Below are 26,624 nucleotides of genomic sequence, written 5' to 3'. Positions count from 1 at the left end.
ACGAGATGCGTTTAACCCCGCAAAATGAGCGGGTGTTAAATCGAGTGCGTATCATAACGCTTATCCTATAGCCTCTTTACGTACAAACTGGAGGTAGGCCGCAAGGCTGTCTTGCCATAGCGTCATGGCTTCTGTGAGTTCATCGTGACAAGATTTTCCGTCCAATAATCGGCGCTCTGCTTTTTTCAAATTTGAACCGTAGCGATTAAACCCGAGTTGCAAGGCCGTGCTGGCTTGGCGGTGAAGTTGTCTGATGCATTGTTCTCGGTCTTGTTCCAATAATTGCTGAATATGAATAAGTTTATTTCGTGCAGATAATACAAACTCGTTGTAAATCGAAGAAACTTCATCCTCACTAAACCCTGATTTCAAAGCATTTACGGCTGTTTCATCGTAAAGAGTATCGGGCAATTCCACGCTTACACTAGCCTTTTTCGGGGACTGTGATTCGCTCAGCGCTTGGCGTAACTTTTCTTGTTTTATCGGTTTACCAACGATATCGCGAATGCCAAGTGCTAGATACTCTTTGACCTCATCGGGGCTGAGGCTGGCGGTAAAGGCTAAAAATGGAGTTCGCTTGTTTTTATGCTCACAGTTTTGTAGCTGTTTTAATACTTCTTGCCCGGAAAGATCGGGCAAATTCATGTCTAACAGTACGACATCGAAACGGTGTTCTACCAGCATCTCAATGGCGCTTTTACCATTGGTTGCCAATTTAACCTTATGTTCATCTTCTGCCATAAACTCGATAGCGATTTTTTGGTTGAGATCTAAGTCCTCTACCAACAGCACTTTTAGACCCGTGATACAGTTATCATGCTGCGGACGTTGCTCTACTAAGCTCAGTTCGCCAATGTTTAATAGTAAATCAAAACTAAATGTGCTGCCTTTACTTAGCTCACTTTTGATATCTAGCTGTGAATTCAAGCGGTTGAGCAAGCGGCTAGTAATGGCGAGGCCCAAACCTGTACCACCTTTAACTTTACCGGCACTACTTTGTACGTAAGGCTCAGTTAGTTTATTAATGTCTTCACTATCAATACCTGGCCCTGAGTCCGTGATACTAAAGCGCACTTTATGCTCAATTTGTTGGTCTTTTAAAATCTCAACTTTGAGTTTTACCTCGCCTCTATCGGTGAATTTTATGGCATTTCCAACGAGGTTAATTAGGATCTGTCGTAGTTTCTGCTGGTCAAAGTAGTAACACACCTGATCGGGCAGCTCGTACACCAATTCAAAGTGTAGCTTTTTTTGCTCTGCAAGCGGACTTAGCAGCAAACAAAGGTTTTGTAGCCAACTTCTAAGCTCAACGTCTTCTTCGTACAAAGCTTCATCGCTTTGCTCCAAACTCGCGTAGTCTAGTACTTTATCAATTAGTAGATTTAACGATTCAGCTGAATTTACGATAGCTTCACAATAAGCTTTGTTGCGACTGTCTGTGGTGCGTCCTAGTATCAGTTGAGCACTTCCTAAAATACCATTAAGTGGGGTTCGGATCTCATGGCTGATCGTTGATAAAAACATACCGCGCAGCTCTAGGTCTTGCTGTGCTTTTAATGCTAATTTATTCAGATTTTGTTCTCTTTGCTCATTACATAACAGCGCCATACCTGTTGCATAAAAAATAGGAGCAAGAACACCATTGAAGAAAATGGTGATAGTAAACCAGTTTTCTTTGAAAAGCGTGAAATGTGTAACATCCCCCATCAGCAAGGTTCTGCCTGTAAATATCACCAGAATGATGAGTAAAATAGTGATATAGACTATGCTGCCATTGGGATATTTGTTTCGTGCAAAGCGGCTAAAAAAATATAGGAGTAGCGCAGCTTCAGCGATGTGCTGTAAATCAGAGATAAGCATCCGATCTCTCAGATTGGGGGCAATAATACTGCTGTAAATCAGTAATATGAAAAGCCCAGCGGTTACACCAAGAAATAGCTTAAAAGAAGGGCCTCTGATCCCTAAAAACTGCCGTATCGCCATGCAATGAATAATGGAAGCGGCGAATAACAAGGTGTTAGCAATGGGAATGGTTTCCCAGTTGTTAAAATAGCCATGTAACGCAAAAGAAGAAATCGCGCAGAGCAAAACTAATGGGTAAAAAATATAGAGTAGTGTTCCAGGTGTGCTTTTATTTGCTCGCCAAGTTAAAAAGGTAAGAAGTGCCATCATTGCAGTCATGACGAGACTGGTTAGGTAGAGGGTTTTTGGGTCGAGCATTTACCTAAAATTGCTTTCAGTTGCGATAAAAGCTTAGCATAGAGGTATTCGCTAAGGCAGTAAAGTTTATAACTGAGAGAAGCGCTGAGATCATCATGTCAGCGCTACCTTTTCTCTGTCGACTTTCGTCAGTCGGTTCAATATATAGTTTAGCGAATTTCGTCAGGAATATTCTGTTGGGCCCACGAAAGAAGTTCGATACGGTTACGACATTTGGTTTTGCGAAATGCACTATATAGATGCGTTTTTACCGTGTGTGGACTGATGTTTAGCTCTTCAGCGATCTCTTTGTTTTTCGCCCCTTTACTCATTAGCGCGATAATTGCTTTTTCTCGCTTAGTGAGTTTCACAGGTTCGATATCACCTTCGGTTAGTTTATGTAATGCATCTTTATTAAATTGCAGCATGCGATTTAACACGTTACACATTACGTCACGGCGATACCAAAGTTGATCTTCAAGTAACATGCGGATCCCTTTCATTAGCACGTCGGCATTGTCTGTCGTGTAGAATACACCACGAATGCCGCTGAGTAGCGCACGATTAGCAAGCTCTGGATTTTCATCTAAGTTGAACAGCACGATATCGCATTTTACTTTGAGGTTGACAAGTTGTTCTTTTAATTTACCCCAAGAATCATTTACCGCGGTTTCGATGAAAAGTAATCGAGTACCTTCAGGCACATCTGAGATATCAGTTCCAGTTGTCACATCCAACCCTTGGGTTTTCAACAAAGGTTGTAACACATTGATACCAATGGTGTTAACTGGTTCTTTATCTAATAACAAAAAAGCACTACTGCTCATTTTGGACACACTCTATTTTTTCCGATTTCTCAATGCTAACACGGGATTCAGACCTTTTGTATTAGAATTTTTAGCACAAGATAGATAAACCCGCTATATAACAAAGTGAAATAATAAATCGGAATTATGTACAGAATATGTATTGAAATGTAATTTATTGAAATAAGTAAGATTTTAACAATTTCAGTTAATAACTTACTTATTTACATTGCTTAACAGAGAATAATCTAGACTGGTACTTTTTTCGTATTACTGTAAGGCGGCCAACCCATTTCTTTTCCAGCTAATACATGTAGGTGAAGGTGATAGACAGTTTGACCACCATGATCGTTACAGTTCATCACTACACGATAACCATCTTCCGCAAAGCCGTGCTCTTTCGCTAATTTGGCTGCAACAACATATAAATGACCGACAAGATGAGCATTTTCTGCAGTCACGTCATTGATAGTCGCAATTGCTGTTTTAGGAATAACTAAGACATGAAATGGTGCTTGTGGATTAATGTCTCTAAACGCGAGCGCTTGTTCATCTTCGTAAACAATATCTGCTGGGATCTCTCTATTAATAATTTTGGTAAAAATAGTTTCTGAACTCATGGCCCTTCCTTATTTGGCATATTGAATTGCTCTAGCATAGCTAACTCTCAAGGAGACTCAATAGATTTGGTGTCTTATTCTAAAGTGCACTAATTAAAAGGGTAGAGATATACGCAGGTATGCAGTAATCTCATCAAGGTATAATGATTTGGTACTCACGAAGGAGTGAATAGATGCGCTTAAAAAATACGCTTGCGACCGCTGTTTTACTGTTGTCACCGCTTTCACAGGCTGCGTTGCTAAGTTTTCCTGAAGAAATTATTCCCTTGCAAGTTGATGATAAAACCATTGAGCACTCATTCTTCTCCAAAGTGCGAGAGTTGGACTTAGCAAAAGGAGAGTATGCGGTCAAAATGCGTTACACCGATTTGTATGAAGTGGGCTATGACGACCACGAAACCATAGAGTCGAAGCCATTTTGGGCAAAAATAAGTATCGATCAAGACGGTGAGTATCAGGTTGAATTTAACCGACCTGACAATGTGGTTGCGGCAAAGGCATTTGCAGATCAGCCGTTGATTATGTTGCAAGCACCCAACGAATCGTTAGCGACAACATTGGTGGTGACACAAGAAAGACCAAGAGTAGCGACAGCGATAGCAAGTGAGCCTTCAACATCCACCGCATCTCGTTATTCAACGCCAAGCACTACCACACGAGCCACTACGCCAGCACCTGCAGCGCCAAAATCAGCACATCCAGATGTGGTTGGCATGTTGGACTATTGGTGGCAGCAAGCAACCCCTGAACAAAAGCAGTTGTTTTTGGAAAAAATAAAGGGCAATTAAGCCCTTTATCAATGCGTTGTTAGGTTTTGTTTCATCGTTATAATTTTACTGCGGCAAAGGTTCTTATGGTCAAGCAACCATGACGTGGGTGAATCATCTAAGATTATTTCGGGAGTTAATATAACAAACTCTTTGTGGTGGGAGCTTTCTACCATGTTAAGAACGGCTGCGCTCTCATCTCGCAGGGCTTCGATGTACATACGACTTTTAAACGCTTCTAAGCGCTCGAATTTGGAGAAAAACGCATAAACTGCAGCGCGCGTGTCGGAAATGTCATAGTCGATGAGGTCTTGACATATCTTGATGAATTCTTCTGCTATCTTTTTCTCAGTCAATGAGACTTTTTCAGAGAGCCTAATCAGTTCCTCAGTTTTAGAAATGTTTGGATTGGCGATGAGTTGCTTTGCTAATTTATATGTGATTTTGGCGTGATTAGGGCTCATCTGATCCACTGAAGTTATATGGCCTGAATTGAATATGAGCTCTTCTTTGGTTGGCGCTGGGCTTTCCACTTGAGGTTTGCTGTGAGCGGCTGGCGTGATCAAGGCAAACGAAAATATGAATGTTCTTAGTCCTATCTGCATATTAAATCTCCTTTTTAAATTAGAAGATAAATATAGCTTTGCGGAGCAAGGAAATAAAATTACTGAGGAGCAAAATATGCTCCTCGGCAGTGCGTTACTTTTCGAAAGCACGCTTCATAAAGTTAGGTGTCGCTAATGCCCCCTTATGAATACTTGTGTTGTAGTGATGAAAACAAGAAAATCAAGTGATACCTATCGCTATTAACACCACAGCTGAGGAGATGAAGTAAAAAAGTATGAAAGCACTTCCATTGCAAATTAGTGGTGGATGTCAGCGATTTACAAGATTAGGACACAAATCCTGTTTAATTATTTGCTTATACAGAAAAGATAATGCATTAAACGCTGTCGCTTGTGTTTTAGGCGACACATTACGTTTAAGTACAAGGTAGTCGAGATATTCGACAACCTCGTTATCGCCCATTGAAGCTGGGTGACGCTTATCATGAAAATGAATATAGGAAGAAATCCACTTAAGATATGTATCAACGGTTCTGAGCGAATATTGCTTAGTCAGCATAAACTCGGCGATGTGGTTTAGAAATGGTGAACGAGTTCTCATTGAGCTAGTCCTAAATGATCTGTATTTATATACAGCATTGTTGTGTTTCTCCTATAGTCAAGAAAACGACTCACTGGGTCGTTTTTATCCTTTTTATAGCTTCTATAATGATTAAAAATATATCTGTAGCAACAAGTTAGTTATTGTGATAAAGCTGGTACAATGAGAATAATGACCCATGACTCGGTAGAAAAATGACCCATTGGGTCGATATTAAATTGTTAGGGTTCAAAAGGTAATCAATATATGAGTGAAATTTTTGAGTTTTTCAATCAAGGGTGGGTTGGTTCCTTAATTGGTGTGATTGGCATCATTCTAGGTGTTGTTGGAATTTTTTCATATAGAATCTCCAAAAGTGTTCCTAAGCCGTGCTACCAAAAATCGTCATTAAGGCTAATTGGTAGGGAGGAAGACAACTTACCTAAGGATGTAACGGTTACCTACAAAGGCAATGTTGTTGAAAGGCTTACAAAAACAACATTAGTCCTTTGGAATAATGGCACCGAAACTCTAGATGGCAGTAACATTGTTGAAAAAGATCCTCTATCTATATCTTTCGAGAGTGAAGATAAAATATTGAGCTATAAGATACTAAAACAAACAAAAGATACTAATGCATTTAGTGTGCATGAGTGTTCGGAATTTAAAAATAAATTGCTTTTTGATTTTGAGTATTTGGATCCTGATGATGGAGTTGTTATTGAATTACTACACGATGGCGCTCAAAAATATCCAACAATAAGTGGAACAATTAAAGGTTTGCCAGAAGGGTTTATTGATCAAGGCAGAGTGCTAGAGCAGAAGCGTAATAATTTAAAAGGTCCTATGAAAATTATACTGGATAGGCCAAAGTTGGTATTTGGAGCTGCTATCGCACTTGGCTTAGGTATGGTTGTGTTCGGAATATTACCGAACGAAGCGAGAGAGTTTATTGCACGACTTCTGTCTGAAAGTTCAACTCATAAGACAATTGATCAGCAACCTTTGTTTTTTATTGTGTTAGGATTTTTATACGCTTCACTACCAGCTTTTGTGCTTTGGTCGCGTCGGAAAAAATACCCAAAACAATTAGAAATTACTGAAATTGAACCCTAACAAGCCACTGCACACGGAAAATTTTACTCGCTACGCTCCAAAAATTCCGGTGAGTGGGGCGTTGGTATGACTCCCACTGTCAAGTTAAACACACTGATCCTTGCTTAACTTTAAGCCATAATTTCTTAACTCGAATTAGAGAGAGTTAATGCATTAGGATGAAGCAAGTAATTTCGTCGGTTTTCTTGCTGGTATTCGTTGGTTACTCATTTTCATGAGCAGAGCAGACCTTACTTAACTCGACGTGGCACCTGTTTTCAGTCTATGTTCGTGGTTCAATGCTGCGTTAGCTGCATTGCCATCCTAACGCCGTCGGTGGTTGTGCCACACCCGATGCTTGACCCAATACATTAACTCTAATTCGTTCATTTTAAGCTGGTACTCTGGATAATCTTAATTTGGGATTTACCGGTGAGAGCACAACCTGTTTTGCGATTGCCCAGATATAAGCAATCATTTCACGGGCAATGGCGGTGACAACGAGGTTGTAATGCTTGCCTTTATTTATAAGCTTTTTATAACGTTTACAGAGCCTTAATTGTGCTTTCCATGCAATATCAATAAGTTGCTTTGGTAAGCCTTCTTGTCGTTTTTGTAACTCAGTCGATATGTTGGCTGCATGACGGTAACTGTGAGCACCTTCGACTAATAAGCGCCTTGCACGACCATTGCCACATTTAGTAATTGCGCCAATATGCCTTTTACCACCACTCGAGTGTTCACTCGGAACGAGCCCAAGATAACTCATGAGTTTTCGCGGATGGTCGAAGCGGGTTAAATCACCAAGCTCAGAGACAATACCAGCGGCCACGAGTAAGCGAACGCCGCGCATAGCTTGGATTGCTTTAACTACAGGGTAGTAACGCCATTGATAAACATGATGAGAGAGCTCATTGTCGAGTCGCTCCAATCGTGCAGTTCGCTCGTTTATGGTTTGAATAAACTCTTGTAAAACGATTTGTTGTGCAGGATGTGGCAATACCAGCTCTGTGAGCCAACGTAAGTGTTTGAGAGACCAGTTTGCTGTGCCAGCATAGTTAATGTTGTTGCGAAGAAGCATTGCTTTTAGCTGGTACTTTGCATCTTTTAAATCTTTCATCGCAACTTCTCGAGCACGAGATAAATCACGAATAGCTTCATCTTCCGGCTCAGGTACATAAATAGGGGTTAAGTCTTCAGACTTAAGTAATTTAGCTAGTTTAAGTGCATCACGTTTGTCAGTTTTTACACGCTCGCCAGGTTTTTTAGGAATGAGAGAAGGGGCAACCACATAGCAGCAATGACCAAGACTAGTGATTAACCGATAAATCCAGTAACCGCAGGGGCCAGCCTCATAAACGAAATGGAGCGTAGTGTTAGGGTATTTAGATTCAAATTGTCTGATAAGCTTTTTAATAGTGACTTTAGATGAATAAATACGACCGAAATGAATGGGTTGTGCACCTCGATTGTCTTCAATATAGGCAACTTCAATGAACTCTTTATGAGTATCTAAGCCAATGAAAAGTATGTTATGTTTAGTCATGCTAGCCTCTGCTATTTAGTTATTTGACAAACTAATTATGGCTCTGGCTTTAAGCTAACCCACGAAATGCGGAGGCTAGCACCGTGTGGGAGTCATTATGTCTAGTTGCTAAGGACAGTATGAAGTTAATATTTACATTTATAGCTGGCCTGTTGGCTGGAATTTTTTCAGTGGTGGCATTCTTATTTCAGGAGTCAGACTCAACTGAAATCTGGAAGTCACAGGTTGAGCTGACTACAGAATCTGGAATGGTTATCCCGGTAGGCACAGAGCTAGTTTTAAGCGAATACATGCCTGAGGGCTATGTGGCTTTGTCTTTGGACGTGAATGTCGAAGGTTCTGAACTGAATCTATTCGATAAGTCCGAGGTAGATAAGTCTAATTTACGCAGCCCATTATGGGTGCGAGAAAGCAACTAACAAAGCCAGCCAGAGGGACGCATTCTGCGCCCCTGCTGGCAGGCGTTAGCTAGCAAATGAGACCAATATACAAATTCTTGATCATTGTTGAAGCCATAATTGGGTTCGGTCCTTTAGTCATACTTCTAGGACTAGGCTTAATCACTATACCCATCTCAATTATGGGTATAGTAGACGGTTATTATGGTACGCTGGTTATGTTACTTATTGAGGTTGGTGGCTTTCTAGGCATGTTCGCGTTTATCTCCGTTTTCATGCATATTCTAGAGCCAAACAGATATTTTTTATCGTTTACTAAACTACGTTTATTTATAACCTGTGGTTTTTGCTCAATCCTTGGGTTTGCATTTATGTTAGGTATAAATATCGAATTAATTTGGCTTCTTATACCAATAGCTGTTGCAGTACATTTTATTTATTTAGGCCGCAAATATGTGTTTGCTGCTAGCTAACAAACGCTTCAACCAAGGGACGCAAAACAGCAGGCTTGCGCTCCTTCGTCGCTAACTTTAGCCAAGCATAATGCGCCCATTAGTAAGGCGTTAATGGAGTAATGAGCATTGATCGAATATCGAAAAGCATTCCTCAAAGAGATGGATAAATTGAAAGATCTCCTTTGGGAGTTCGGGCCTAATGAATGGAACTATTTAACGCCAGAAGGTATAAATGACGAATTCGCACTTGTAGAAAGCGGAAGTGCCCTAGCTATTGTTGCTACAAAAGATTCAGAAATTATTGGGTTTGCTGTTTTAATTGATGGAGTGGCTAGCCCAAGTTACCTTGAAAAGTATTGTGATTTAAAGCAAATGAAGTTTGTTGGAGATGTAGTTGTATCTTCACTACATTCAGGGCAAGGTATAGCGACAAGGTTACTAGAAGAATGTGTGTTGGAAGCAAGGAACAATAATACTAGTAATGTATTAATAGAAAGACATGAAGAAAATCTTGCTTCCGCTGGTATGATGCGAAAAGCAGGATTTGAAATTGTTGATACATTTCATGATCCAGAGAAAAGGACTACTGGCTCACAGAATAGCGTCATCTTGGAGTTTCAAATATAGTAAGGCGCTCAAACATCGACGCAGACAAGCTGCGCCGCTTAGCGTTAGTTTCCCATGGAGGTTTGGTGATTATTCGAAATTTTGATGAAAAAGATTTCTCCACAGTTCAACATATTTATCAACAAGGGATTGATACAGGTAACGCCACTTTTCAAGAGCAAGCAAAAACGTGGAAGGAGTGGAATAGTTCAATGTTGGATATTTGTCGTCTTGTTGCAGTCGAAAACACACAAGTTGTGGGTTGGGCTGGTCTTTCTCCTATTTCAAGTCGTCAAGTATATTCGGGTGTAGCTGAGGTTAGTGTATATGTTGCAGAACAGGCTCAAGGAAAAGGTGTTGGTCAAAAGCTATTGGCACAATTAATTACAGAGTCAGAAGCTCAAAATATTTGGATGTTACAAGCTGGAATTTTCCCCGAAAATCATAGCAGTATTGCTCTACATGAAAAAAATGGATTTCGCCAATTGGGTACTCGCGACAAACTTGGAAAAATGAAAGGTATTTGGCGAGATGTTGTGTTTATGGAAAGACGAAGTGAGGTTGTTGGTGTATAAGGGCAACTAACGAGTCAATCAAATGGACGCAAAACGCTTTCCTGTGAAATGACTGAAGAGTATTTGGAATTAAGGACACAAGTTTCAGATATCGTGGTAAAACCATATCAAAGAATGCCTAGCGACGACAAGAGGTGCTGCATATTGGAAAGCTGTATCTTATTGCGTTATGGATGGTCAAGGTGAAGATGCAGCTGATTGCGATCATAAAGTAAGCCATGGGTTATACCCAAGTGAAGCTGTAAACATTGAGTACTGTGAAGTGCTGCAATATATTTTTGAGCAATTTGAGTCTGTTTTTAAAGAATCAGCAAAAGCTAAACAAATTGATAAATGTAAAATATAACAAGCCATTGCAGTTGTGGGACTTTTAACAGTTGGTTTTTCCTCACTGCGTTCGTTATTTTAGTCAACTATTAAAGTCCCTGAATGGGCGTTAGCCCATAGAAATTTTTATGCGAAACTAGTCGAATATAGCCGACCACCTAAAACGCTTTTGTCCAAAAACGAGCTAGAGCGAACGTCTATTGTTCACTCATAACTGCAGGTCAGGTGAAACATTAACCTAATCATCAAGGCTGTAGGGTCAGATATGAGCTACTACACTTTAACAATTAAGTTTATGTTCTGATTCGGCCTACTTTTCGAAAGCACGCTTCATAAAGTTAGGTGTTGCTAATGCACCTTTATGAATACCTGTGTTGTAGTACTCAGTGTCAAATGATGCGTTGTCAACGTCTTGCTCGCGGAATCCGGCAAACTTTTCACCTTTACGCGCCATTGTTGCTGACCACAGACCGCTTGGGTAGATTGGCTGTGGGAAAGGCAGGGTTTGCAGATCAACAAAGCCCACTTCCAACATTGCATCGCGCATTTCTAGTAGCAACGGCATGTGCATCAGTGGTGATTCACTTTGCTGGATCATGATACCACCAGTACGAAGCGCTGCTAAACAGCTCTTGTAGAATGCGTGATTGAATAAACCTTCACCAGGGCCAACAGGATCGGTGCCATCAACGATGATAACGTCGATAGACTCTGCTTCGGCTTCACGCATAAATTTGATGCCATCATCAAACATTACAGTTGCGCGAGGATCGTTATTAGACTCACAAAGCTCAGGGAAGTATTTCAAAGACATTTGCGTCACAACTTCGTCGATATCAATCTGAGTTACTTTTTCAACGCCAGGGTGCTTTAGTACTTCACGCAATGTGCCACAGTCGCCGCCGCCAATGATCACAACATTTTTAGGTGCAGGGTGCGAGAATAGCGCCGGGTGACTCATCATTTCGTGATAGAAAAAGTTTTCACGCGTGCTCACCATAGTGCAACCGTCAATGATCATCAGGTTACCGAAATCCGTTGTTTCAAACATTTCTACTTTTTGAAATGGTGATTGGATTTCGTCTAATTTTTTGTTGACTCTAAGTGAAAAAGCGCTGCCATCGCGGTCGCTAATTTCTGTAAACCAACGGTTTGCTTCTAAGTTTGCCATGATTGTGTTCACACTTGATAAAAATTGAGGCAATTTTGCCAGTGCTTGCGTCTTTGCTCAATCAATTTTAGTCAACATTTTGTACTTTGCCTCATATTAGTCCTAATCAAGCATGGGCTATTTATAAGGTTTGTAAGCTAATGAAAACGCAACTTTAGGTCGCATTGACTTGCCTCGCGTATTAGAATGAAGCTTTATAAAGAATTAATTGAGAGCAGCAATGACTTGGGGTCTGCAAACAGCACGTTCTATCTATAACGTTACCCACTGGAGTGACGGCTATTTTGATATCAATGAACAGGGCCAGTTAGTGGCGTTTCCTGATGGTGATCGCACTAAGCCACCAATTCTTCTTCCAGAGTTAACTGAGCAATTTAAAGCGCAGGGGCTAACTTTGCCAGTTTTGGTACGTTTTACCGATATTTTAAAACATCGTGTCGATACCTTGACTCAAGCCTTTACTGCTGCACGAACTCAACGTGATTACCAAGGCCAGTACACCTGTGTTTATCCAATAAAAGTGAATCAGCAGCGCTCGGTTGTCAGTAAGTTATTGGCTCACCCAAGCGGTCTTGTTGGTCTTGAAGCCGGTTCTAAGCCTGAGCTGATGGCAATTTTGGGTGTGGCACATCAACCTATTACCATTGTCTGTAACGGCTACAAAGACAGTGAGTTCTTGCGCTTAGCTTGCATCGGTCAAGCGATGGGTCACCAAGTAAATATAGTCGTTGAAAAGCTCTCTGAACTGGATACTTTATTACAAGAAATCGACGATTTAGGCATTGAACCGTCGATTGGTATTCGTATTCGTCTTAATTCTGTTGGTAAAGGCAAGTGGCAGAATACCGGTGGTGAAAAAGGTAAGTTTGGTCTTACTGCCAGTCAAGTTCTGCAAGCGGTTGAGTTACTTAAGTCGCATAATCGTTTGCACTTAATGCAGTTGGTACACTTCCATATCGGCTCGCAAGTTGCCAATATTCGCGATATTCAACGTGCGCTTAAAGAGTGTGCGCGCCACTATGCTGAGCTATATCAACTAGGAGTTCCGCTGCGTATCGTTGATGTTGGCGGTGGCCTCGGAGTGGATTATGAAGGCTCAGGTTCTCGTAGTTCATGTTCAATGAATTATACGGTGGCGGAATACGCGAAAAATGTGGTGCATGCTTTTCATGATATTGCGGAGCTCAATAACATTCCGCATCCGGATATTATTACTGAATCTGGCCGAGCATTAACTGCCCATCACGCGATGCTGATCACGGATGTGATCGACGTAGAAAAAGCACCAAATCAAGTCGAACCGGTGCAACCACAAGATACCAGTCCACTGGTATTACAAGAGTTATGGCATTCGTTGTCACAACTGACTCCTCGCATGGCCTTAGAAACCTACCACGACGCTATGCACTTGTTCAGCGACGCACACGACCAATACGTACATGGTTTGATTAGCATGCAAGAGTGGGCGCAACTTGAACAGCTTTACTTCACGACACTTCATAAAGTGCGTGAGTGCTTAAATGAGAATGCGAGAGCACACCGAGAAGTACTAGACGACCTCAATGAAAAGCTAGCTGATAAACTGTTTGTAAACTTCTCGTTGTTCCAATCACTGCCGGATATTTGGGGTATTGACCAGCTATTTCCGGTGATGCCTATCGACAAGCTCAATCAGCCGTTGACGCAAAGAGCGATTATTCAGGACATTACTTGTGATTCGGACGGTCAAATCAACAGTTATGTAGAGGGCGCAGGTATTGAGTCAAGTCTACCCATTCCTGAGTATGTGCCGGGAGAGCAATATCACGTTGCAATGTTCTTGGTAGGGGCCTATCAAGAAATATTGGGTGATCTCCATAACTTATTTGGTGACACAGACTCAGTACACGTTGAGCTTTGTGATGAGGGTTATAAACTCACCAATGCAATCAAGGGCGACAGTGTTGAAGATGTACTGCGCTTTGTTCATTATGACAAAGCGGTGCTATCTGAGAATTATGCACAACAGGTTGCGGCCTTGTCGTTGCCGGAGTCAATTAAAGCTCAGTATTTACAAGAGTTAAACGCTGGACTTGAAGGTTATACTTACTTCGAAGATTGATTTTTAGATAGTGAAATGGAATAAATTATAGCCGACCAACTGGTCGGCTTAATTGTGTGTGATTTTCAAGGTATGATACAGCTCTGCCGTAAAACACGATGAGGGAATGAATGTCGTTTATTCGTAAAGTGATCAGCATCTTGCTGTACGCCGTTAACACTATATTTTGGTTTATACCGATCTTTATTTGTGGCTTGATTAAGCTAATGCCCATCCCACCATTGCAAAAAGCCATGAGCTATATTGCTAAGGCGTGCGCAAGTAAGTGGGTCGCGTGTAATTCAGTGAGCCAAAACCTCATTGCGCCGTATACGCTTAATGTTAGCGGATTGGATGAGCTAAAACGCAAAGACTGGTACTTGGTTATCGCCAATCACCAAAGTTGGGTGGATATTTTAGTGTTGCAGCGAGTGCTTCATGGCAAAATCCCGTTTTTGAATTTCTTTTTGAAAAAAGAACTGCTTTACGTACCTGTGCTAGGTCTTGCTTGGTGGGCGCTCGATTTTCCTTTTATGACGCGAACCAGCAAGTCGCAATTAAAGAAAAACCCTAAATTGCGTGGTAAAGACATAGAAACGACGCGAAAAGCATGCGAAAAGTTTAAAACAATGCCAGTGAGTATTGTAAACTTCGTTGAGGGTACGCGTTACACCGAATCCAAGCATAATAAGCAGAAAAGCCCATTCACACACCTGCTTAAACCAAAAGCGGGAGGCATCGCATTTGTGATGCAGGCCATGGGTGAGCAAATCAGCAAAGTGGTGAATGTCACCATCCATTATCCCGATGGTGTACCAACTTTCGCAGACTTTATCGCTGGTAAAGTTAAGTCAGTAGATGTTCAGGTGGAAGTAATGCCGGTCAGTGCAAACTTGGTCGGCGACTACATGAATGATCCCGAATTTAGAGTGCGTTTCCAATCCGAATTAAACGCCTTGTGGCAAGCCAAAGACGCACAACTTGTGGAGCTTGCCGATAAAAAGTAGTAGAAGGATGTGGTGATGTTAAAACAAATACTACCTAAGTGGTTTCTCGGGCTATCGGCCAGTGTGTGGCTGCTGGTGAATACCTTTGTATGTGGTTTATTGGTGCTATTGTTTGGCATCATAAAATTGCTTGTGCCAGTTAAGTTTATCTCAACAGCACTGCACTTTTTTTACGGTATGTGGTGTAAAGGCAACTATCTAGGTTTGCGCATCGCGTGCAACAAAATACAAGTGAGCTTGCCAAAAGAATTACACGCTCAAGGGTGGTATTTGTTAATTTCCAATCATCTTAGCTGGCTTGATATTGTTGTACTTAGTGCCATGGAGGTACTACCTGCACCTAAATTTTTCCTAAAAGATGAATTGAAATACGTGCCTTTCATTGGCACCGGTGCATGGGCAATGGGCATGCCATTTATGAAACGTGCGAGTAAAGCGCAGATCGCCAAAAACCCTAAGCTTAAAGGGATGGATGTAGAACGTACCAAAGCCAGTTGTCGCAACTTTCGAGATCACCCCACAACGGTAATTAATTTTGTGGAAGGTACTCGTCATACTAAAGCCAAACATGCGCATCAAAATAGCCCGTTCAAGTATCTGCTCAAACCAAAGGCGGGTGGTGTAGCGTTCGCTCTAGAAGTGCTATCAGAGCAACTTGACGGCATGCTCAATGCGACTTTGGCTTATGAGTTAGAGGGTGAGCATATTTGCCGTGCATTTACGCTTGGACGCTTGGATGCAATTGATGTAAAAATAGACTACATTGCGATGGAAAAAGTGCCTCTTGGTAACTATCAAGCTGATAAAGCTTATCGTGTAGAGTTTCAGTCTTTTATGAATGAAGTCTGGCAACGCAAAGATTGCCAACTCGAAGCGCATCGATTGAATTCGACTGAGCCAAGTGATGCGCTCAATGAGGAGCTAAAACAGCTATGAAGTTTGATCACCTTCATGATGTCGTTCAACCGTGGTTAAAAGAGTTACCGCAAGGCACTGTGATCAGTGCGTTATTCACCAACGGTGTCGCGGTTGTTGGGCTATTGTTTTTATATTGGGTGATCCGCCGTTTAGTGCTACCCAATGTAGAAAACCTCGCGCGCCATATTTCACCGCGTAAAATTGGTCACCTTGCCCCTCAGTTAAGTAAATTTAGCGGTCGCTTTGCCTTTGTATTGTGTTTACTGGTCTTTTCCGCCTACCATGAGCGCCTCTTCGTCGCACCTGCTTGGGTATTTGTAGTGATGGAGACACTGGTGTATGTCATGTTGGTGGTGGCGTCAGGGTTTTTATTTAGCAGTTTAGTCAATTTAGGTAATGGCGTTTATAACCTCTTTCCGTTCGCCAAAGAAGTGCCGATCCAAGGGATTATTCAAGTAATTAAGCTACTGATATTTATAGTTTGCTCTATATTGGTGGTGAGTATCTTGGTGGATAAATCACCAACTTATATTCTTTCCGGTTTTGGTGCTATCGCGGCAGTCATTATTTTGGTATTTAAAGATACAATTTTGGGATTGGTTGCGAGTATTCAAATAGCAGCCAATCGACTGGTAACCACTGGCGACTGGATCCAAGTTGACGCATTTGGTGCCGACGGCGAGGTGATTGATCTTGGTTTAAATACCGTTAGGGTACGTAACTGGGATAACACCGTCACCACCATACCAACCTATATGCTGATCTCTGATTCATTTAAAAACTGGCGTGCCATGCAAGAGTCAGCAGGACGTCGCATCAAACGCGCCATTCATATTGATTTTACTAGCATTGAGCCGTTGGCTGAGCAAAAGCGAGCGTCACTCACCGAGCAATATCCACTACTGGAAAAGCTTGACGATGTACCGAGCGATATCACCAATTTAGGCTTATTTAGACGCTATGCAGAGGCCTACTTGAAGCAGCATGATGCCATCAATCAAGATTGTTTATGCATGGTCAGGGAACTTGCGCCCACGCAACATGGCTTGCCTCTAGAGTTTTACTGTTTTAGTCGCGATAAACGCTGGGTGTTTTACGAGCACCTACAAGCCGATATTTTGGACTACATGCTAAGCGTAATGCCTGCATTTGGGTTACGTCCATACCAAAGCGTGAGTGATTACTTTGGCGCACACCGCGTGAAAGTGCGCGCCGGTAGTAAACCTGACGCAACTTCAGAGTAATCACCAAGGCCACTCAAGTGTGGCCTACACACTTCCAGCGATAACCCCAAACACCATAAAGGCAATAAGCAACTGCCATATTGCGGGCTTTAGCCATTTTAGTGCTACAAAGCCTAATATCACCGCGGTGATATCGAGCAAACTATGCACCGCAGAAAGCCAAATTGGTTGATAAAACGCAGCGGCTAGAATCCCCACAACACCGGCATTTAAGGCCGCGCTAATGCTTGCAAACCTTGGCAACGAAATAAGTGATTGCCACTGCTGGTTAAACGCCCACATTAACAGAAGGCCTGGCAAGAAAATAGCGAGCGTTGCAATCGCCGCGCCCAAAATGGGATGCGTATTGTCGACAACGGCGCCTAAAAAGCTTGCGATGGTAAACATCGGACCAGGAATGGCTTGCGCGGCAGCATAAGCTGTTAAGAAGGTTTCTTGCGCGACTCCCTCAACACTGGTTTGTAGTAGCGGAAGCACGACGTGACCGCCACCAAAAACCAAAGCACCTGCTTGATAAAACTCGGCAAATAGTTGATTTGGTAGCGCGGCAAAGGTTAACGCAAAGAGGCCAATAAATAGCGCAAATACAAACCAGTTGATTTGGCTTTTTGATTGACTCGGTTTACTTGGCGCATTGCTGAATGAGTAAAAGTAACCAGCAACGACAAGCACCATAAGCACACCCAATTGTGCGCTCAAGTTAGGTAGCATCAACAGTGTGAATGTGGCGAAAAATGCGACGAATTTGAGTGCCGTGGTTTTACAAAAGCTTTTCGCCATGCTCAGTACCGCATCGGCAACGATAACTACAGCAAACAACTTCAACCCATCAATGACATTCAACGCAGTGCCTGAGAGCTGCTCAGCCGTTAATGCCAGCATGATCATGAGCAAAAATGACGGCAGTGTAAATCCTAAGAAGGCGGCGATCCCTCCTAAAATACCTGCTTTTTCTAAACCAATCGCGAATCCAACTTGGCTAGAGCCAGGTCCTGGTAGTATTTGTGACAGACTGATCATACTGGCGTAGCGCTCGTTACTCAGCCATTTTAAGTTATCGACAAAGTGTTTTTTAAAGAACCCAAGGTGGGCCGCGGGTCCCCCAAAGCTCGTACATCCTAATAACAAAAACTGATAAAATATTTTCAGAAACATAGTGTACCTTGTGATATTGTTAACCCCATATCTTTACAATTTTATATGACATATTTATGACTTTTGGTGCTGGTGCACCACAGTTGGATAAGTATTATGCGAATGACTTGTTTATCGCCGTGTTTACTTTTTTTGTTTGCATGTTTCTCTAGTTTTGCTCAGCAAATAAATGTTGCGGTAGATCACGCGCCACCATATAGCATTATTGAAGACAATGGTGAAGTGCAAGGCTTAATCTTAGATATATTAGCAACGGTACAGGCTCAGGCTGGTGTTAATTATCAAATAAACGCCGTTCCCTGTCCTTTTTCACGCTGCATACGGATGCTAGCGCAAGGCGAGGTAGACGTCATGGGTGGCTTGATCCGTACACCTCAACGAGAAAAATTAATCGATTTTGTGGAGCCTGCCTATATGGCTCTGACGTCGTCTTTTGTATTCTATGCTAAGCAAGACAGCGATATTCAGGTGGAACAATATACGGATCTTTATACCAAGCGAATTGCAGTGATGCGCGGGGGCGTTTTTTATCCTCGTTTTGATGAAGATCGCCAACTTAATAAGGTCCCTGTTTTTAGTGAGCAAGTGGCGTTTGACCTATTGCTTAAAGGACGCGTGGATCTAGTTATCGCAGTGGAAGACACCGCAGAGATAGCGATGGAAGTGCTTGGTCAGCCTATTGAAAAGTTAAAAAAGGTCTCCTACCATCACGCCCAGCCAATTTATGGTCATATGGCGATGAGTAAAGACTTCAGCGGTACTCAGCTTGCAGAAAAAGTTCGCTTAACTATGAGAGAATTAGCTGAAAAAAAACAACTTGATGCTGTGGTTGCAAAATATAAACTTCCACCAGTCTCAGATCACATAAGTGACTTAGTGCCTGTTCATCCTTAAAAAACCAGTAAGGCTTCAGCCAGAGTTAATTGTTTATTGCAACAATATAGACAATCAAGTTGAAACGAACTCAGGTGGGAAGATGATTGCAAGAAATATGTTAATTGGTGCAGCTGTTGTGGTTGCTTTGTCTGGATGTGAAATGAATAACACAGGTAAAGGTGCGGCGATTGGTGCTGCAACCGGTGCGGTGTTAGGTAAAGCGACAGGTAACCACAAAGATAAACGTCTTGCTATTGGTGCTGCGGTTGGTGCAATTGCAGGTGCCGCAATTGGTAACTATATGGACAAGCAGGAAGCCGCTTTTAATCAAGAGCTCGCAGGAACGGGTGTTGAGGTTGTACGCGAAGGCGATCAAATGCGCTTAGTGTTACCATCAAACATCACCTTCGCAACAGGTAAGTCAGCCATCAGTCCTAGTTTTTACAATACACTTCAAGGCATCGCACGCGTGATGCAGCAATACGATAAAACCTTTTTAACGATTGTTGGGCATACGGACTCTACTGGTTCAGCAAGCTTCAATCAGACTTTATCTGAACAACGTGCCAATAGCGTAAAGCAATACCTGTTATCGCAGCAGGTACTTCCTGCGCGTTTATACGCAGAGGGTATGGGTGAGTCTCAGCCAATCGCGAGCAACGATACTGAGCAAGGTAAGGCACAAAACCGCCGAGTAGAAATAAAAATTATTCCAAACCGCGCATAAGAAAAGTGCAAGGAGTGCTGCACAGCACTCCTTTTTTATAAGGTGTCACACACCACTTCGGCTTTGCAGGTAATTACGCTGACATTGGTGTAACCGATACGTGTTAGTTGCTCTGCGGCAAAAATAGCACGGCTACCGGCAGCACAGTGTAAATAAATTGGCCTGTCTGCGTCTTTTTCCAGCTCAGGAAGCTTAAATTCTAGCAATCCTCTTGGGATATTTACCGCGCCGTTGGCTGCCTTTTGACTATGTTCAGCCGGCTCTCTCACGTCGATAACCAGACCATTGTTTTGTGCAATCTCCGATTTTGCTTGTACCGCGTCAATGCAGCGTTGATTAGGCTTTACTGTCTTTAATACATCTTGGGCAGATATCAGCATATATAGCTCCTTATTGGGTTATCGGTTTTATTATGACTCACCTTTCCTGAATGCCAAGTTTCTTCAATATAACGATCATAGGGCACCAGTTAGTAAAAGCAGACTGCACTAAATTGACACAAATAAACACACTAAACCAAACCCAATGTGGGTTGACAAAATGTGTGAGCAGTAAAGAAATGGCAAACATAACACCAGCGATTAATCTAAGTAGAGGATGTAAGGTCATAATGAGTGTCACCTTTAATATTAGATATTTCTAATATTAGACATTGCTAATGTTTGTGTCTATACTTTAAGTACATTTATTTTTTGGGAGTCAACATGGAACTGCAGCAAATGGCGCAAAATGCCGAACAGGCAGAAGCCTTGTTAAAGCTTATGGCGAATAAAAATCGCTTGATGATTTTGTGTGCATTGCAAAAGCAAGAGCTCAGTGTTAGCCAGCTTAATGAAATGGTGCCATTAGCGCAGTCTGCCCTATCACAACATTTAGCCAGCATGAGAAAGGCACAAATCGTAGCGACTAGGCGTGAGGGGGCGACGATTTATTATCAGGTTAAAGATAGCCGAGTCGCTGTACTACTCGAGAGTTTATATCAGCTGTTCTGCGCCTCAAGTGCAGAGTAACTAGGAACGACTGAGATGCAAAAGTTAGATGGTGTCATTCGGTATGCTCTACAAGGCAGCTTGCCAACGATTATCTTCTTGTGCGCTGTGGTACTTGGATTATTTGCATTGCAAATGACACCACGAGAGGAAGAACCACAAATAGTGGTGCCTATGCTGGATATTCATGTGTCGGTACCAAATACTGCCTCACCAGAAGTGGCACGATTGGTCACCACTCCACTTGAAAAGTTACTGCTGCAAATTCCAGGCGTTGAGCACGTCTATTCTACGACCCAAACCGGCGGCACGGTTGTTACTTTAAGATTTCATGTGGGTGAAGACAGAGAGAAAGCCATTCTCAACACCTACACTAAGCTGTATGCCAATCAGCATACTATGCCGGGAATTGTCACTCAGTGGCAGATCCGTCCAATAGAAGTCGATGACGTTCCAATTTTGATGCTTGGACTGACAAGTTCCAAGCCGCAACTATATGATGACTACGCGCTAACGCGCTTTGCACAAGAGCTAGCTATCCAGTTACAGAGCATCGCAGACACCAGCGAGGTTTCAGTTATTACCGGGCGCACGAGAGTACTTAGGGTTGAGTTGAACTTAGCTGCGCTTGCTGCACATCAAACAACACCAATGGATGTTTTAGGTGCTATCCAAAGTAGTAATCTAGTGACACGAGTCGGGCAAGTGACGGCAGGCAGTAACACGATTGCCTTTGAGTCTGGTGATGTCCTTCGTAATAAGTCGGCACTTGAAGGTCTCACGGTGAACGTAATCAATGGCCGTGCCATTGTTTTAAAAGAAGTTGCTCAGGTTATTGATGGTCCTAGTGAACCCGATAGCTATCAGTGGTTAGCAAGCAGCGACAGTCAGGCTGATGCACCATTAGTGACGATTGGCGTGGCGAAGCAAAAGGGAAGTAATGCGGTAACGGTTGCAGAGCAAAGTTTAGCGCTTGTAACCCAGCTACAACAGGAGATCCTTCCCGCTGAGGTATCGGTAAAAGTACTAAGAAACTATGGTGAGACGGCCAATGACAAAGTCAATAATCTTACCTCTAGCTTGGCCTTTGCGGTATTTACCGTTGTGATATTTGTCGGTGTATTTTTAGGTTGGCGGCCTGCCATCGTTGTTGGTCTTGCAGTGCCAATTTGCTATGGCATTACACTTGGGTTGGACTTTGCGTTTGGTTACACCATTAATCGGGTCACCTTGTTTGCGCTTATTTTGTCGCTGGGATTGTTGGTCGATGACCCAATCACTGGGATTGATAATATTAGCCGCTTTATTCATCGCGGCGCGGCAGCTGACACAGATCACAACATTGTCGCTGCTATGGTCGAGATCAAATCTGCGCTTTTGATGTCAACGTTAACTATCATCATGGCGTTTATTCCATTGGCGTTTATTACTGGCATGATGGGCCCATATATGGCACCTATGGCATTTAACGTCCCCATTAGTGTCATTGCCTCGACGTTAGTGGCTTTTTTAGTGACGCCTTGGCTGTCTAAAAAGTTACTCAAAGCGGATGCAAAAACAAGTGAAGTCGCGCCTCAAGACTCGTACTACAGCAAAATCATGCTGCCAATTTTACAAAACCCACGTAAAGCCAAGTGGTTATTATGGGGTGTGTTAGGGTTATTTGTTGCGAGTGTGAGCCTTCCTATTTTTAGAGCCGTACCACTGAAATTGCTGCCGTTTGACAATAAAAGTGAAATCCAAGTATTGATAGATATGCCCGAGGGAACCAGCCTTGAGCAAACGGCCGCAATGACGAGGCAAGTACAGCAAATCGTTTGGTCAGAAGCTGAAGTGACCGACATCGCCGCTTTTGTCGGTAAGCCTTCCAGTATGGATTTTAATGGTATGGTGCGAGGCTATTATCGTCGTAGTGGTACGCATCTTGCCGAACTTAGAGTTTTACTGGTGGATAAGCGTGAACGCGAACATCAATCTCACGCCATCGTCATGCGACTGCGTGAAAAGCTTCAGCCTTTTAACCAAACTTTGACGCAAGTAAAAGTGGTGGAAGTGCCGCCGGGACCTCCGGTATTAAGTACACTCGTTGCTGAGGTTTATGCAGATCCGTTTGTTGCTCGTGAAACGCAAGAGCAAGCAGCCCAAAGGTTAGCGCATCGTTTAAGGCAGGAGCCACATGTGGTTGAGGTTGACACCTCAATGGCTTCGCCAACATGGTTAAAGCGGTTTGTGGTTGATAAACAAAAGGCCGCGTTATCAGGTGTGGCCACAGAGGATATTAATCAATCTTTAGTGGTTGCAAGCAGCGGCATGTCAGCAGGCTTTTTATATACTCAAGGTGAGGTCGCAACGGTGCCCATCGAGTTGGGTGTGAGTTACGCGCAGCGTAATCAATGGCAAAACGTATTGGCGATGCAAGTTCGTGGTCGTCAGGAGTTGGCTAAAACCACTCAAGAATATGGCTTAGAGCAGGCTGCGAGGCCCCTTGTGGCGATTGGTGAACTGGGCGAATTAACATCCATCCCTACGGCTCCCGTGATCCTTCGAAAAGACCTACAAGAAGTGATTTATGTGTTTGCGGAGCTAAATGGCCGCACCCCAGCTGAGGTGATTGCCGATGTGGTTGCGGATGAAAACCAACAGATAACACCAAGCAATTGGGCATCTCGCACCTTTTTACACAGTGGCGGAGGAGTCACTTGGTCAATGTTAGAAGGAACTCATTATACCTTTAAAGGTGAAGGTGAGTGGCGTATTACCATTGATGTGTTTAGAGATATGGGGATCGCATTTGCATTTGCATTGGTGGCGATATTTATCATCCTGCGGATACAAACGGCATCTAGTAGCTTATCACTTATCATTATGTCGGCAATTCCCCTCACCATGATAGGGATTATGCCGGGCTTTTGGTTACTCAATCAATTTGGTGAGCGTGTGGTTGCAGGTGCGCCAGAGCATGTGTTATTTACAGCGACCGGGATGATAGGGATGATAGCGCTGGCCGGAATCGTGGTGAGAAATTCCCTGATTTTGGTGGAGTTTATTAATCAGTCTCGCGCGGCTGGTATGGCACTTATCGACGCATTGATTGCGGCGGGAAGTGTAAGAATGCGACCGGTATTACTTACTGCAGGCACGACGTTATTAGGCAACTTGGTGATTATCTTAGATCCTGTTTTTAGTGGCCTCGCCCTTGCTATTATCTTCGGGATCATTGCTTCAACGTTATTTTCATTGTTGGTCGTGCCTATCGTTTACTACTTAGTATTCAAATCATCATCGACACCTAATCAATCTCTTAATGCCTTATCAGTTCAGGAGTCTTCTCATGTCTCGTAATAAAATCGCTATTCCTGTTCTTGCTATTTTTTGCCTATTATTGATGGTCGTATGGCTTGCTGGTGGATTCCAAAATAAGCTAGCTCCGGGCAATAAGTCCGAACTTCCCGCCTATCAAGGAGCACGTTATACCGTGCAAAAGTCGTTGATTGCGATGATTGAACAAGTGCCTGCGAGTGTGGTCGCAAAAGAAAATACGTTAGTGTCCAGTCGATTATTGGCGGAGCTTAAAACGCTTAACGTCAGAGCCGGTGATAAAGTCACTGCGGGACAGCTGATAGCAACACTCGATGATGCCGAGCTTAAAGCAGAGCTGCAAAGAGTGGCGGCGCAGCAAGCGGCGAATTCAGCCAAACTAGAGCAAGCGACTAAGCAATTAGTACGCAATAAATCTCTTAATGAAAAAGGGCTTATCGCGATTAACCAAGTGGATGAGTGGCAAGCCACAGTGAACGAGTTACAAGCGCAAGATAAGGCATTACAAGAAGCGTATCGTAGCGCTGAAGTCGCGCTGGGTTACACGCAAATCACAGCCCCTATTTCGGGTAAAGTGGTAGCGCGCTTACAAGAGCCGGGCAGTATGGTTAGCCCCGGTGGTGCCATTATTTCGCTATTCAATCCGTTACAATTGCAGATTGAAGCGCCAATTCGCGAGAGCCAAGTTAAGCATATTCAGTTAGGAAGCGAGATTAAGGTGCGCATACCTGCGCTAGACATAAGCCAAACCGCGCGTGTGTCGGAAATGGTGCCAATTGCCGACAGCCAAGCGCGCAGCTTTATTATTAAATTGGATATGCCTTTGCTGCAAAATGTGGTGCCTGGCATGTACGCGCTGGTTGAGCTTGTGCTTGGCGAGCAGGCGATTATCCAAATTCCAACGAATATGATCAGCAAGTATGGTCAATTGGCGATGGTTGAAGTAATAGAAAGTGGCCAGCTTCACAAACGCTACCTCAGGTTGGGCGAAGAGACTGGTAATAAAACGATTGTTATCAGTGGCCTAAACGAAGGCGATCAGCTAGCTGTACAGCAATAGTTAGCTGATCCGAACTTTTAAATAAACGAAGCGATTTCGGCGAGTGACTTTTTCACTGTTGCGTGCTCTGGAATACTTGCATCATCACTTGGATAACCCGCAATCAGTAACATATAAGGGCGTTCGTTATCTTTATCTCTACCGCACAACTCGGTTAAAAAGCTCATAGGTTTAGGTGTATGGGTCAGTGTGGCAAGTCCTGCATTATGCAGAGCTTGGATAAGAAACCCTGTAGCTATCCCAACCGATTCATGGACATAGTAGTTGGTATTCTTGTCTTCTGCGTGGATCCCCCCTTTTTTCTGACTAAAAATAGCGATAAGCCAAGGTGCATGTTCTAAGTAGGGTTTTTGTGCATCTGTGCCCAAAGGTTTTAACGCGTCCAACCACTCATCTCCCGCACGGCCTTGGTAAAACGAGCGCTCGAGGTCTTCGGCTGCAGCTCGGATCTGTTTTTTCTTTTCTGCGCTGCCAATCGCCACGAAATGCCATGGCTGATGGTTCGCACCACTAGGGGCAGTGCCTGCTGCTTTGATACAAGTTTCGATGATTTTTTGCGGCACTGGGCGGTCGCTAAAAGCACGAATGCTATGGCGTCTCTTACTGTTTTCCAAGAATGCTTCCGCACGACTTAGCATTTCTTCATGAGGATATTCAATGAAATCCGTCAGTGGGTGGTTGGCGTGATCTTGCATGTTAGAATTCCTTACCTGTTGTTCATTATCGTTGTAATAGTTAGTCTTTCAGTGTTTAGTTTTATTTGCAATTGACAATATCATGTTACCGCTGCAGCTATGGGTAATTTTCTTTACAGCTGATATTATAAGTTGTTCAGATTATGGAGTTTCAGAGGAAATAATGTATATGCATCAGTGGCAAAGCGAGCAATGTATCGATCTACCAATGGGAAAAGTGGTTTGTATTGGTAGGAACTATGTAGAACACGCCAAAGAATTAGATAATCCCATTCCGAGTAGCCCGCTGTTGTTTATCAAACCTGCGACTAGCTTGGTACCATTTGGCAACGAAGTGACATTAAATGCTGCGCTTGGTGAGCATCATTATGAGGCCGAACTTGCGCTATTGATCGGCACGAAAATTGATGCAGATACCTCAGAACCATTAATGCATATTGCAGGTGTTGGATTGGCACTCGACCTTACGCTACGAGATTTACAAAGTGAGCTAAAAGCCCAAGGACACCCTTGGGAGCGGGCCAAAGCCTATGATAATAGCTGCCCAATAACGCCTTTTGTTCCATGCGATGAAAACACTTTTGCTAAGAGTATTGAATATCGTTTTTGGCAAAATGGTGAGCTGAAACAGCATGGCGATTCTAGCCTAATGATTTTTCCAATAACTGAGCTGCTAAAAGAAGTTTCTCGTTACTTTACGCTTCAGCCCGGAGATATTGTGCTGACAGGCACACCTAAAGGAGTTGGCAGTCTGGCTCAAGGTGATAAATTGAAATTACAATTGGATCAGCATCCTGCTTGGTATAGTGAGGTTATCTTAAAATAAGTAGCTGCAGGCACTGGT

The 26,624-nt window shown here is 43.0% G+C and carries 27 protein-coding genes; 16 read left to right on the top strand and 11 right to left on the bottom strand.

The genetic code is table 11. From position 1 onward, the window contains the following. Positions 1-60 precede the first annotated feature (60 nt). The 3 genes from DRB05_RS03565 to DRB05_RS03555 all read right to left on the bottom strand — a co-directional run bounded on the left by DRB05_RS03565 (position 61) and on the right by DRB05_RS03555 (position 3,625). The gene (locus DRB05_RS03565; RefSeq protein ID WP_128725707.1) at positions 61-2,220 is read right to left on the bottom strand and encodes an ATP-binding protein; all 2,160 of its coding nucleotides are present in this window, start codon (positions 2,218-2,220) and stop codon (positions 61-63) included. Positions 2,221-2,369: 149 nt separating this feature from the next. Further along, the gene (locus tag DRB05_RS03560) at positions 2,370-3,026 is read right to left on the bottom strand and encodes a response regulator transcription factor (RefSeq protein ID WP_128725706.1); all 657 of its coding nucleotides are present in this window, start codon (positions 3,024-3,026) and stop codon (positions 2,370-2,372) included. Between the two features lie 227 nt (positions 3,027-3,253). After that, positions 3,254-3,625 carry a histidine triad nucleotide-binding protein gene (locus DRB05_RS03555; RefSeq protein ID WP_128725705.1) on the bottom strand — a complete coding sequence of 124 codons (372 nt, stop codon included), beginning with the start codon at positions 3,623-3,625 and terminating at the stop codon, positions 3,254-3,256. Between the two features lie 173 nt (positions 3,626-3,798). Here DRB05_RS03555 and DRB05_RS03550 point away from each other — a divergent pair, with 173 nt between their 5' ends. Beyond that, complete coding sequence (locus DRB05_RS03550; RefSeq protein ID WP_128725704.1) at positions 3,799-4,413, top strand: DUF2057 family protein; 615 nt, start codon at positions 3,799-3,801, stop codon at positions 4,411-4,413. Between the two features lie 8 nt (positions 4,414-4,421). Here the strand turns inward: DRB05_RS03550 and DRB05_RS03545 are convergent, their stop codons facing one another. Next, entirely contained in the window at positions 4,422-4,997 is a 576-nt protein-coding gene (locus DRB05_RS03545) for a hypothetical protein (RefSeq protein WP_128725703.1), read from the bottom strand. A 271-nt stretch (positions 4,998-5,268) separates the two neighbouring features. Then, complete coding sequence (locus tag DRB05_RS03540) at positions 5,269-5,559, bottom strand: phage integrase N-terminal SAM-like domain-containing protein (RefSeq protein ID WP_128725702.1); 291 nt, start codon at positions 5,557-5,559, stop codon at positions 5,269-5,271. Positions 5,560-5,805: 246 nt separating this feature from the next. Here DRB05_RS03540 and DRB05_RS03535 point away from each other — a divergent pair, with 246 nt between their 5' ends. Beyond that, positions 5,806-6,654 (top strand): hypothetical protein, encoded by an 849-nt coding sequence (locus DRB05_RS03535; RefSeq protein ID WP_128725701.1) that lies wholly within the window; start codon positions 5,806-5,808, stop codon positions 6,652-6,654. Between the two features lie 370 nt (positions 6,655-7,024). Here the strand turns inward: DRB05_RS03535 and DRB05_RS03530 are convergent, their stop codons facing one another. Beyond that, positions 7,025-8,179, bottom strand: coding sequence for an IS110 family transposase (locus tag DRB05_RS03530; RefSeq protein WP_128725700.1), 1,155 nt, complete (start codon positions 8,177-8,179; stop codon positions 7,025-7,027). A 119-nt stretch (positions 8,180-8,298) separates the two neighbouring features. On the opposite strand from DRB05_RS03530, the gene DRB05_RS03525 reads away from it, so the two are divergent. The 4 genes from DRB05_RS03525 to DRB05_RS22810 all read left to right on the top strand — a co-directional run bounded on the left by DRB05_RS03525 (position 8,299) and on the right by DRB05_RS22810 (position 10,559). Beyond that, a complete protein-coding gene (locus DRB05_RS03525; RefSeq protein WP_128725699.1) occupies positions 8,299-8,598 on the top strand; it encodes a hypothetical protein in 300 nt (99 codons plus the stop codon). Between the two features lie 560 nt (positions 8,599-9,158). Then, positions 9,159-9,659: a GNAT family N-acetyltransferase gene (locus DRB05_RS03520; RefSeq protein ID WP_205125714.1), complete on the top strand. Its 501-nt coding sequence runs from the start codon at positions 9,159-9,161 to the stop codon at positions 9,657-9,659. A 65-nt stretch (positions 9,660-9,724) separates the two neighbouring features. Continuing rightward, the gene (locus tag DRB05_RS03515; protein ID WP_128725698.1) at positions 9,725-10,213 is read left to right on the top strand and encodes a GNAT family N-acetyltransferase; all 489 of its coding nucleotides are present in this window, start codon (positions 9,725-9,727) and stop codon (positions 10,211-10,213) included. Positions 10,214-10,382: 169 nt separating this feature from the next. Beyond that, positions 10,383-10,559, top strand: a complete 177-nt coding sequence (locus tag DRB05_RS22810; RefSeq protein ID WP_205125713.1) for a hypothetical protein — start codon at positions 10,383-10,385, stop codon at positions 10,557-10,559. Between the two features lie 291 nt (positions 10,560-10,850). Here DRB05_RS22810 and speE read toward each other — a convergent pair whose 3' ends face one another. Beyond that, positions 10,851-11,711 (bottom strand): polyamine aminopropyltransferase, encoded by an 861-nt coding sequence (gene speE, locus DRB05_RS03510; protein WP_128725697.1) that lies wholly within the window; start codon positions 11,709-11,711, stop codon positions 10,851-10,853. Positions 11,712-11,931: 220 nt separating this feature from the next. Between speE and speA the strand changes: the two genes are divergently transcribed. The 4 genes from speA (at position 11,932) to DRB05_RS03490 (ending at position 16,960) form a co-directional block, all read left to right on the top strand. Then, the gene (gene speA / locus DRB05_RS03505) at positions 11,932-13,812 is read left to right on the top strand and encodes a biosynthetic arginine decarboxylase (protein WP_017218363.1); all 1,881 of its coding nucleotides are present in this window, start codon (positions 11,932-11,934) and stop codon (positions 13,810-13,812) included. Positions 13,813-13,922: 110 nt separating this feature from the next. Further along, positions 13,923-14,798, top strand: coding sequence for an acyltransferase (locus DRB05_RS03500; protein WP_128725696.1), 876 nt, complete (start codon positions 13,923-13,925; stop codon positions 14,796-14,798). Positions 14,799-14,813: 15 nt separating this feature from the next. Further along, positions 14,814-15,734, top strand: a complete 921-nt coding sequence (locus tag DRB05_RS03495) for an acetyltransferase (protein WP_128725695.1) — start codon at positions 14,814-14,816, stop codon at positions 15,732-15,734. Further along, complete coding sequence (locus DRB05_RS03490; protein WP_128725694.1) at positions 15,731-16,960, top strand: mechanosensitive ion channel domain-containing protein; 1,230 nt, start codon at positions 15,731-15,733, stop codon at positions 16,958-16,960. The genes DRB05_RS03495 and DRB05_RS03490 overlap by 4 nt, the downstream gene beginning before the upstream one ends. 24 nt (positions 16,961-16,984) lie before the next feature. Here DRB05_RS03490 and chrA read toward each other — a convergent pair whose 3' ends face one another. Beyond that, positions 16,985-18,115 carry a chromate efflux transporter gene (gene chrA, locus DRB05_RS03485; RefSeq protein ID WP_128725693.1) on the bottom strand — a complete coding sequence of 377 codons (1,131 nt, stop codon included), beginning with the start codon at positions 18,113-18,115 and terminating at the stop codon, positions 16,985-16,987. A gap of 96 nt (positions 18,116-18,211) precedes the next feature. Between chrA and DRB05_RS03480 the strand changes: the two genes are divergently transcribed. Further along, positions 18,212-19,009 (top strand): transporter substrate-binding domain-containing protein, encoded by a 798-nt coding sequence (locus tag DRB05_RS03480; RefSeq protein WP_128725692.1) that lies wholly within the window; start codon positions 18,212-18,214, stop codon positions 19,007-19,009. A gap of 82 nt (positions 19,010-19,091) precedes the next feature. After that, a complete protein-coding gene (locus DRB05_RS03475; RefSeq protein WP_088532029.1) occupies positions 19,092-19,718 on the top strand; it encodes an OmpA family protein in 627 nt (208 codons plus the stop codon). 35 nt (positions 19,719-19,753) lie between these two features. On the opposite strand, the gene DRB05_RS03470 is transcribed toward DRB05_RS03475, so the two are convergent. Together DRB05_RS03470 and DRB05_RS03465 are read right to left on the bottom strand one after the other, a co-directional pair. Next, positions 19,754-20,098 carry a rhodanese-like domain-containing protein gene (locus DRB05_RS03470; protein WP_128725691.1) on the bottom strand — a complete coding sequence of 115 codons (345 nt, stop codon included), beginning with the start codon at positions 20,096-20,098 and terminating at the stop codon, positions 19,754-19,756. Between the two features lie 37 nt (positions 20,099-20,135). Continuing rightward, on the bottom strand, positions 20,136-20,327 hold the full coding sequence (locus DRB05_RS03465; RefSeq protein WP_045987806.1) for a DUF2892 domain-containing protein: 192 nt from the start codon (positions 20,325-20,327) through the stop codon (positions 20,136-20,138). 95 nt (positions 20,328-20,422) lie between these two features. Here DRB05_RS03465 and DRB05_RS03460 point away from each other — a divergent pair, with 95 nt between their 5' ends. The 3 genes from DRB05_RS03460 to DRB05_RS03450 are packed head-to-tail and all read left to right on the top strand — an operon-like array spanning position 20,423 to position 25,085. After that, complete coding sequence (locus DRB05_RS03460; protein ID WP_128725690.1) at positions 20,423-20,728, top strand: metalloregulator ArsR/SmtB family transcription factor; 306 nt, start codon at positions 20,423-20,425, stop codon at positions 20,726-20,728. Positions 20,729-20,743: 15 nt separating this feature from the next. Beyond that, entirely contained in the window at positions 20,744-24,049 is a 3,306-nt protein-coding gene (locus tag DRB05_RS03455; protein ID WP_128725689.1) for an efflux RND transporter permease subunit, read from the top strand. After that, on the top strand, positions 24,039-25,085 hold the full coding sequence (locus tag DRB05_RS03450; RefSeq protein ID WP_128725688.1) for an efflux RND transporter periplasmic adaptor subunit: 1,047 nt from the start codon (positions 24,039-24,041) through the stop codon (positions 25,083-25,085). The genes DRB05_RS03455 and DRB05_RS03450 overlap by 11 nt, the downstream gene beginning before the upstream one ends. Before the next feature lie 17 nt (positions 25,086-25,102). On the opposite strand, the gene DRB05_RS03445 is transcribed toward DRB05_RS03450, so the two are convergent. Further along, complete coding sequence (locus DRB05_RS03445) at positions 25,103-25,780, bottom strand: nitroreductase family protein (protein WP_128725687.1); 678 nt, start codon at positions 25,778-25,780, stop codon at positions 25,103-25,105. Between the two features lie 163 nt (positions 25,781-25,943). Between DRB05_RS03445 and DRB05_RS03440 the strand changes: the two genes are divergently transcribed. Further along, entirely contained in the window at positions 25,944-26,606 is a 663-nt protein-coding gene (locus DRB05_RS03440) for a fumarylacetoacetate hydrolase family protein (protein WP_128725686.1), read from the top strand. Positions 26,607-26,624 lie beyond the last annotated feature (18 nt).

The organism is Pseudoalteromonas sp. A757, from assembly GCF_004103285.1.
Classification (GTDB): domain Bacteria; phylum Pseudomonadota; class Gammaproteobacteria; order Enterobacterales; family Alteromonadaceae; genus Pseudoalteromonas; species Pseudoalteromonas galatheae.
The sequence above is the reverse complement of the archived record's forward strand: the minus strand, read 5'-3'. Positions and strand labels throughout refer to the sequence as shown.

Excerpts from the sequence above, each read along its gene's own strand:
- DRB05_RS03460 (WP_128725690.1), top strand. The coding sequence starts at position 20,423 with ATGGAACTGCAGCAAATGGCGCAAAATGCCGAACAGGCAGAAGCCTTG.
- DRB05_RS03490 (WP_128725694.1), top strand. The coding sequence starts at position 15,731 with ATGAAGTTTGATCACCTTCATGATGTCGTTCAACCGTGGTTAAAAGAG.
- chrA (WP_128725693.1), bottom strand. The coding sequence starts at position 18,115 with ATGTTTCTGAAAATATTTTATCAGTTTTTGTTATTAGGATGTACGAGC.
- DRB05_RS03535 (WP_128725701.1), top strand. The coding sequence starts at position 5,806 with ATGAGTGAAATTTTTGAGTTTTTCAATCAAGGGTGGGTTGGTTCCTTA.
- DRB05_RS03440 (WP_128725686.1), top strand. The coding sequence starts at position 25,944 with ATGTATATGCATCAGTGGCAAAGCGAGCAATGTATCGATCTACCAATG.
- DRB05_RS03550 (WP_128725704.1), top strand. The coding sequence starts at position 3,799 with ATGCGCTTAAAAAATACGCTTGCGACCGCTGTTTTACTGTTGTCACCG.
- DRB05_RS03530 (WP_128725700.1), bottom strand. The coding sequence starts at position 8,179 with ATGACTAAACATAACATACTTTTCATTGGCTTAGATACTCATAAAGAG.
- DRB05_RS03465 (WP_045987806.1), bottom strand. The coding sequence starts at position 20,327 with ATGACCTTACATCCTCTACTTAGATTAATCGCTGGTGTTATGTTTGCC.
- DRB05_RS03480 (WP_128725692.1), top strand. The coding sequence starts at position 18,212 with ATGCGAATGACTTGTTTATCGCCGTGTTTACTTTTTTTGTTTGCATGT.
- DRB05_RS03540 (WP_128725702.1), bottom strand. The coding sequence starts at position 5,559 with ATGAGAACTCGTTCACCATTTCTAAACCACATCGCCGAGTTTATGCTG.
- DRB05_RS03495 (WP_128725695.1), top strand. The coding sequence starts at position 14,814 with ATGTTAAAACAAATACTACCTAAGTGGTTTCTCGGGCTATCGGCCAGT.
- DRB05_RS03560 (WP_128725706.1), bottom strand. The coding sequence starts at position 3,026 with ATGAGCAGTAGTGCTTTTTTGTTATTAGATAAAGAACCAGTTAACACC.
- DRB05_RS03450 (WP_128725688.1), top strand. The coding sequence starts at position 24,039 with ATGTCTCGTAATAAAATCGCTATTCCTGTTCTTGCTATTTTTTGCCTA.
- DRB05_RS03525 (WP_128725699.1), top strand. The coding sequence starts at position 8,299 with ATGAAGTTAATATTTACATTTATAGCTGGCCTGTTGGCTGGAATTTTT.
- DRB05_RS03475 (WP_088532029.1), top strand. The coding sequence starts at position 19,092 with ATGATTGCAAGAAATATGTTAATTGGTGCAGCTGTTGTGGTTGCTTTG.
- speE (WP_128725697.1), bottom strand. The coding sequence starts at position 11,711 with ATGGCAAACTTAGAAGCAAACCGTTGGTTTACAGAAATTAGCGACCGC.
- DRB05_RS03455 (WP_128725689.1), top strand. The coding sequence starts at position 20,744 with ATGCAAAAGTTAGATGGTGTCATTCGGTATGCTCTACAAGGCAGCTTG.
- speA (WP_017218363.1), top strand. The coding sequence starts at position 11,932 with ATGACTTGGGGTCTGCAAACAGCACGTTCTATCTATAACGTTACCCAC.
- DRB05_RS03555 (WP_128725705.1), bottom strand. The coding sequence starts at position 3,625 with ATGAGTTCAGAAACTATTTTTACCAAAATTATTAATAGAGAGATCCCA.
- DRB05_RS03565 (WP_128725707.1), bottom strand. The coding sequence starts at position 2,220 with ATGCTCGACCCAAAAACCCTCTACCTAACCAGTCTCGTCATGACTGCA.
- DRB05_RS03470 (WP_128725691.1), bottom strand. The coding sequence starts at position 20,098 with ATGCTGATATCTGCCCAAGATGTATTAAAGACAGTAAAGCCTAATCAA.
- DRB05_RS03545 (WP_128725703.1), bottom strand. The coding sequence starts at position 4,997 with ATGCAGATAGGACTAAGAACATTCATATTTTCGTTTGCCTTGATCACG.
- DRB05_RS22810 (WP_205125713.1), top strand. The coding sequence starts at position 10,383 with ATGGATGGTCAAGGTGAAGATGCAGCTGATTGCGATCATAAAGTAAGC.
- DRB05_RS03445 (WP_128725687.1), bottom strand. The coding sequence starts at position 25,780 with ATGCAAGATCACGCCAACCACCCACTGACGGATTTCATTGAATATCCT.
- DRB05_RS03500 (WP_128725696.1), top strand. The coding sequence starts at position 13,923 with ATGTCGTTTATTCGTAAAGTGATCAGCATCTTGCTGTACGCCGTTAAC.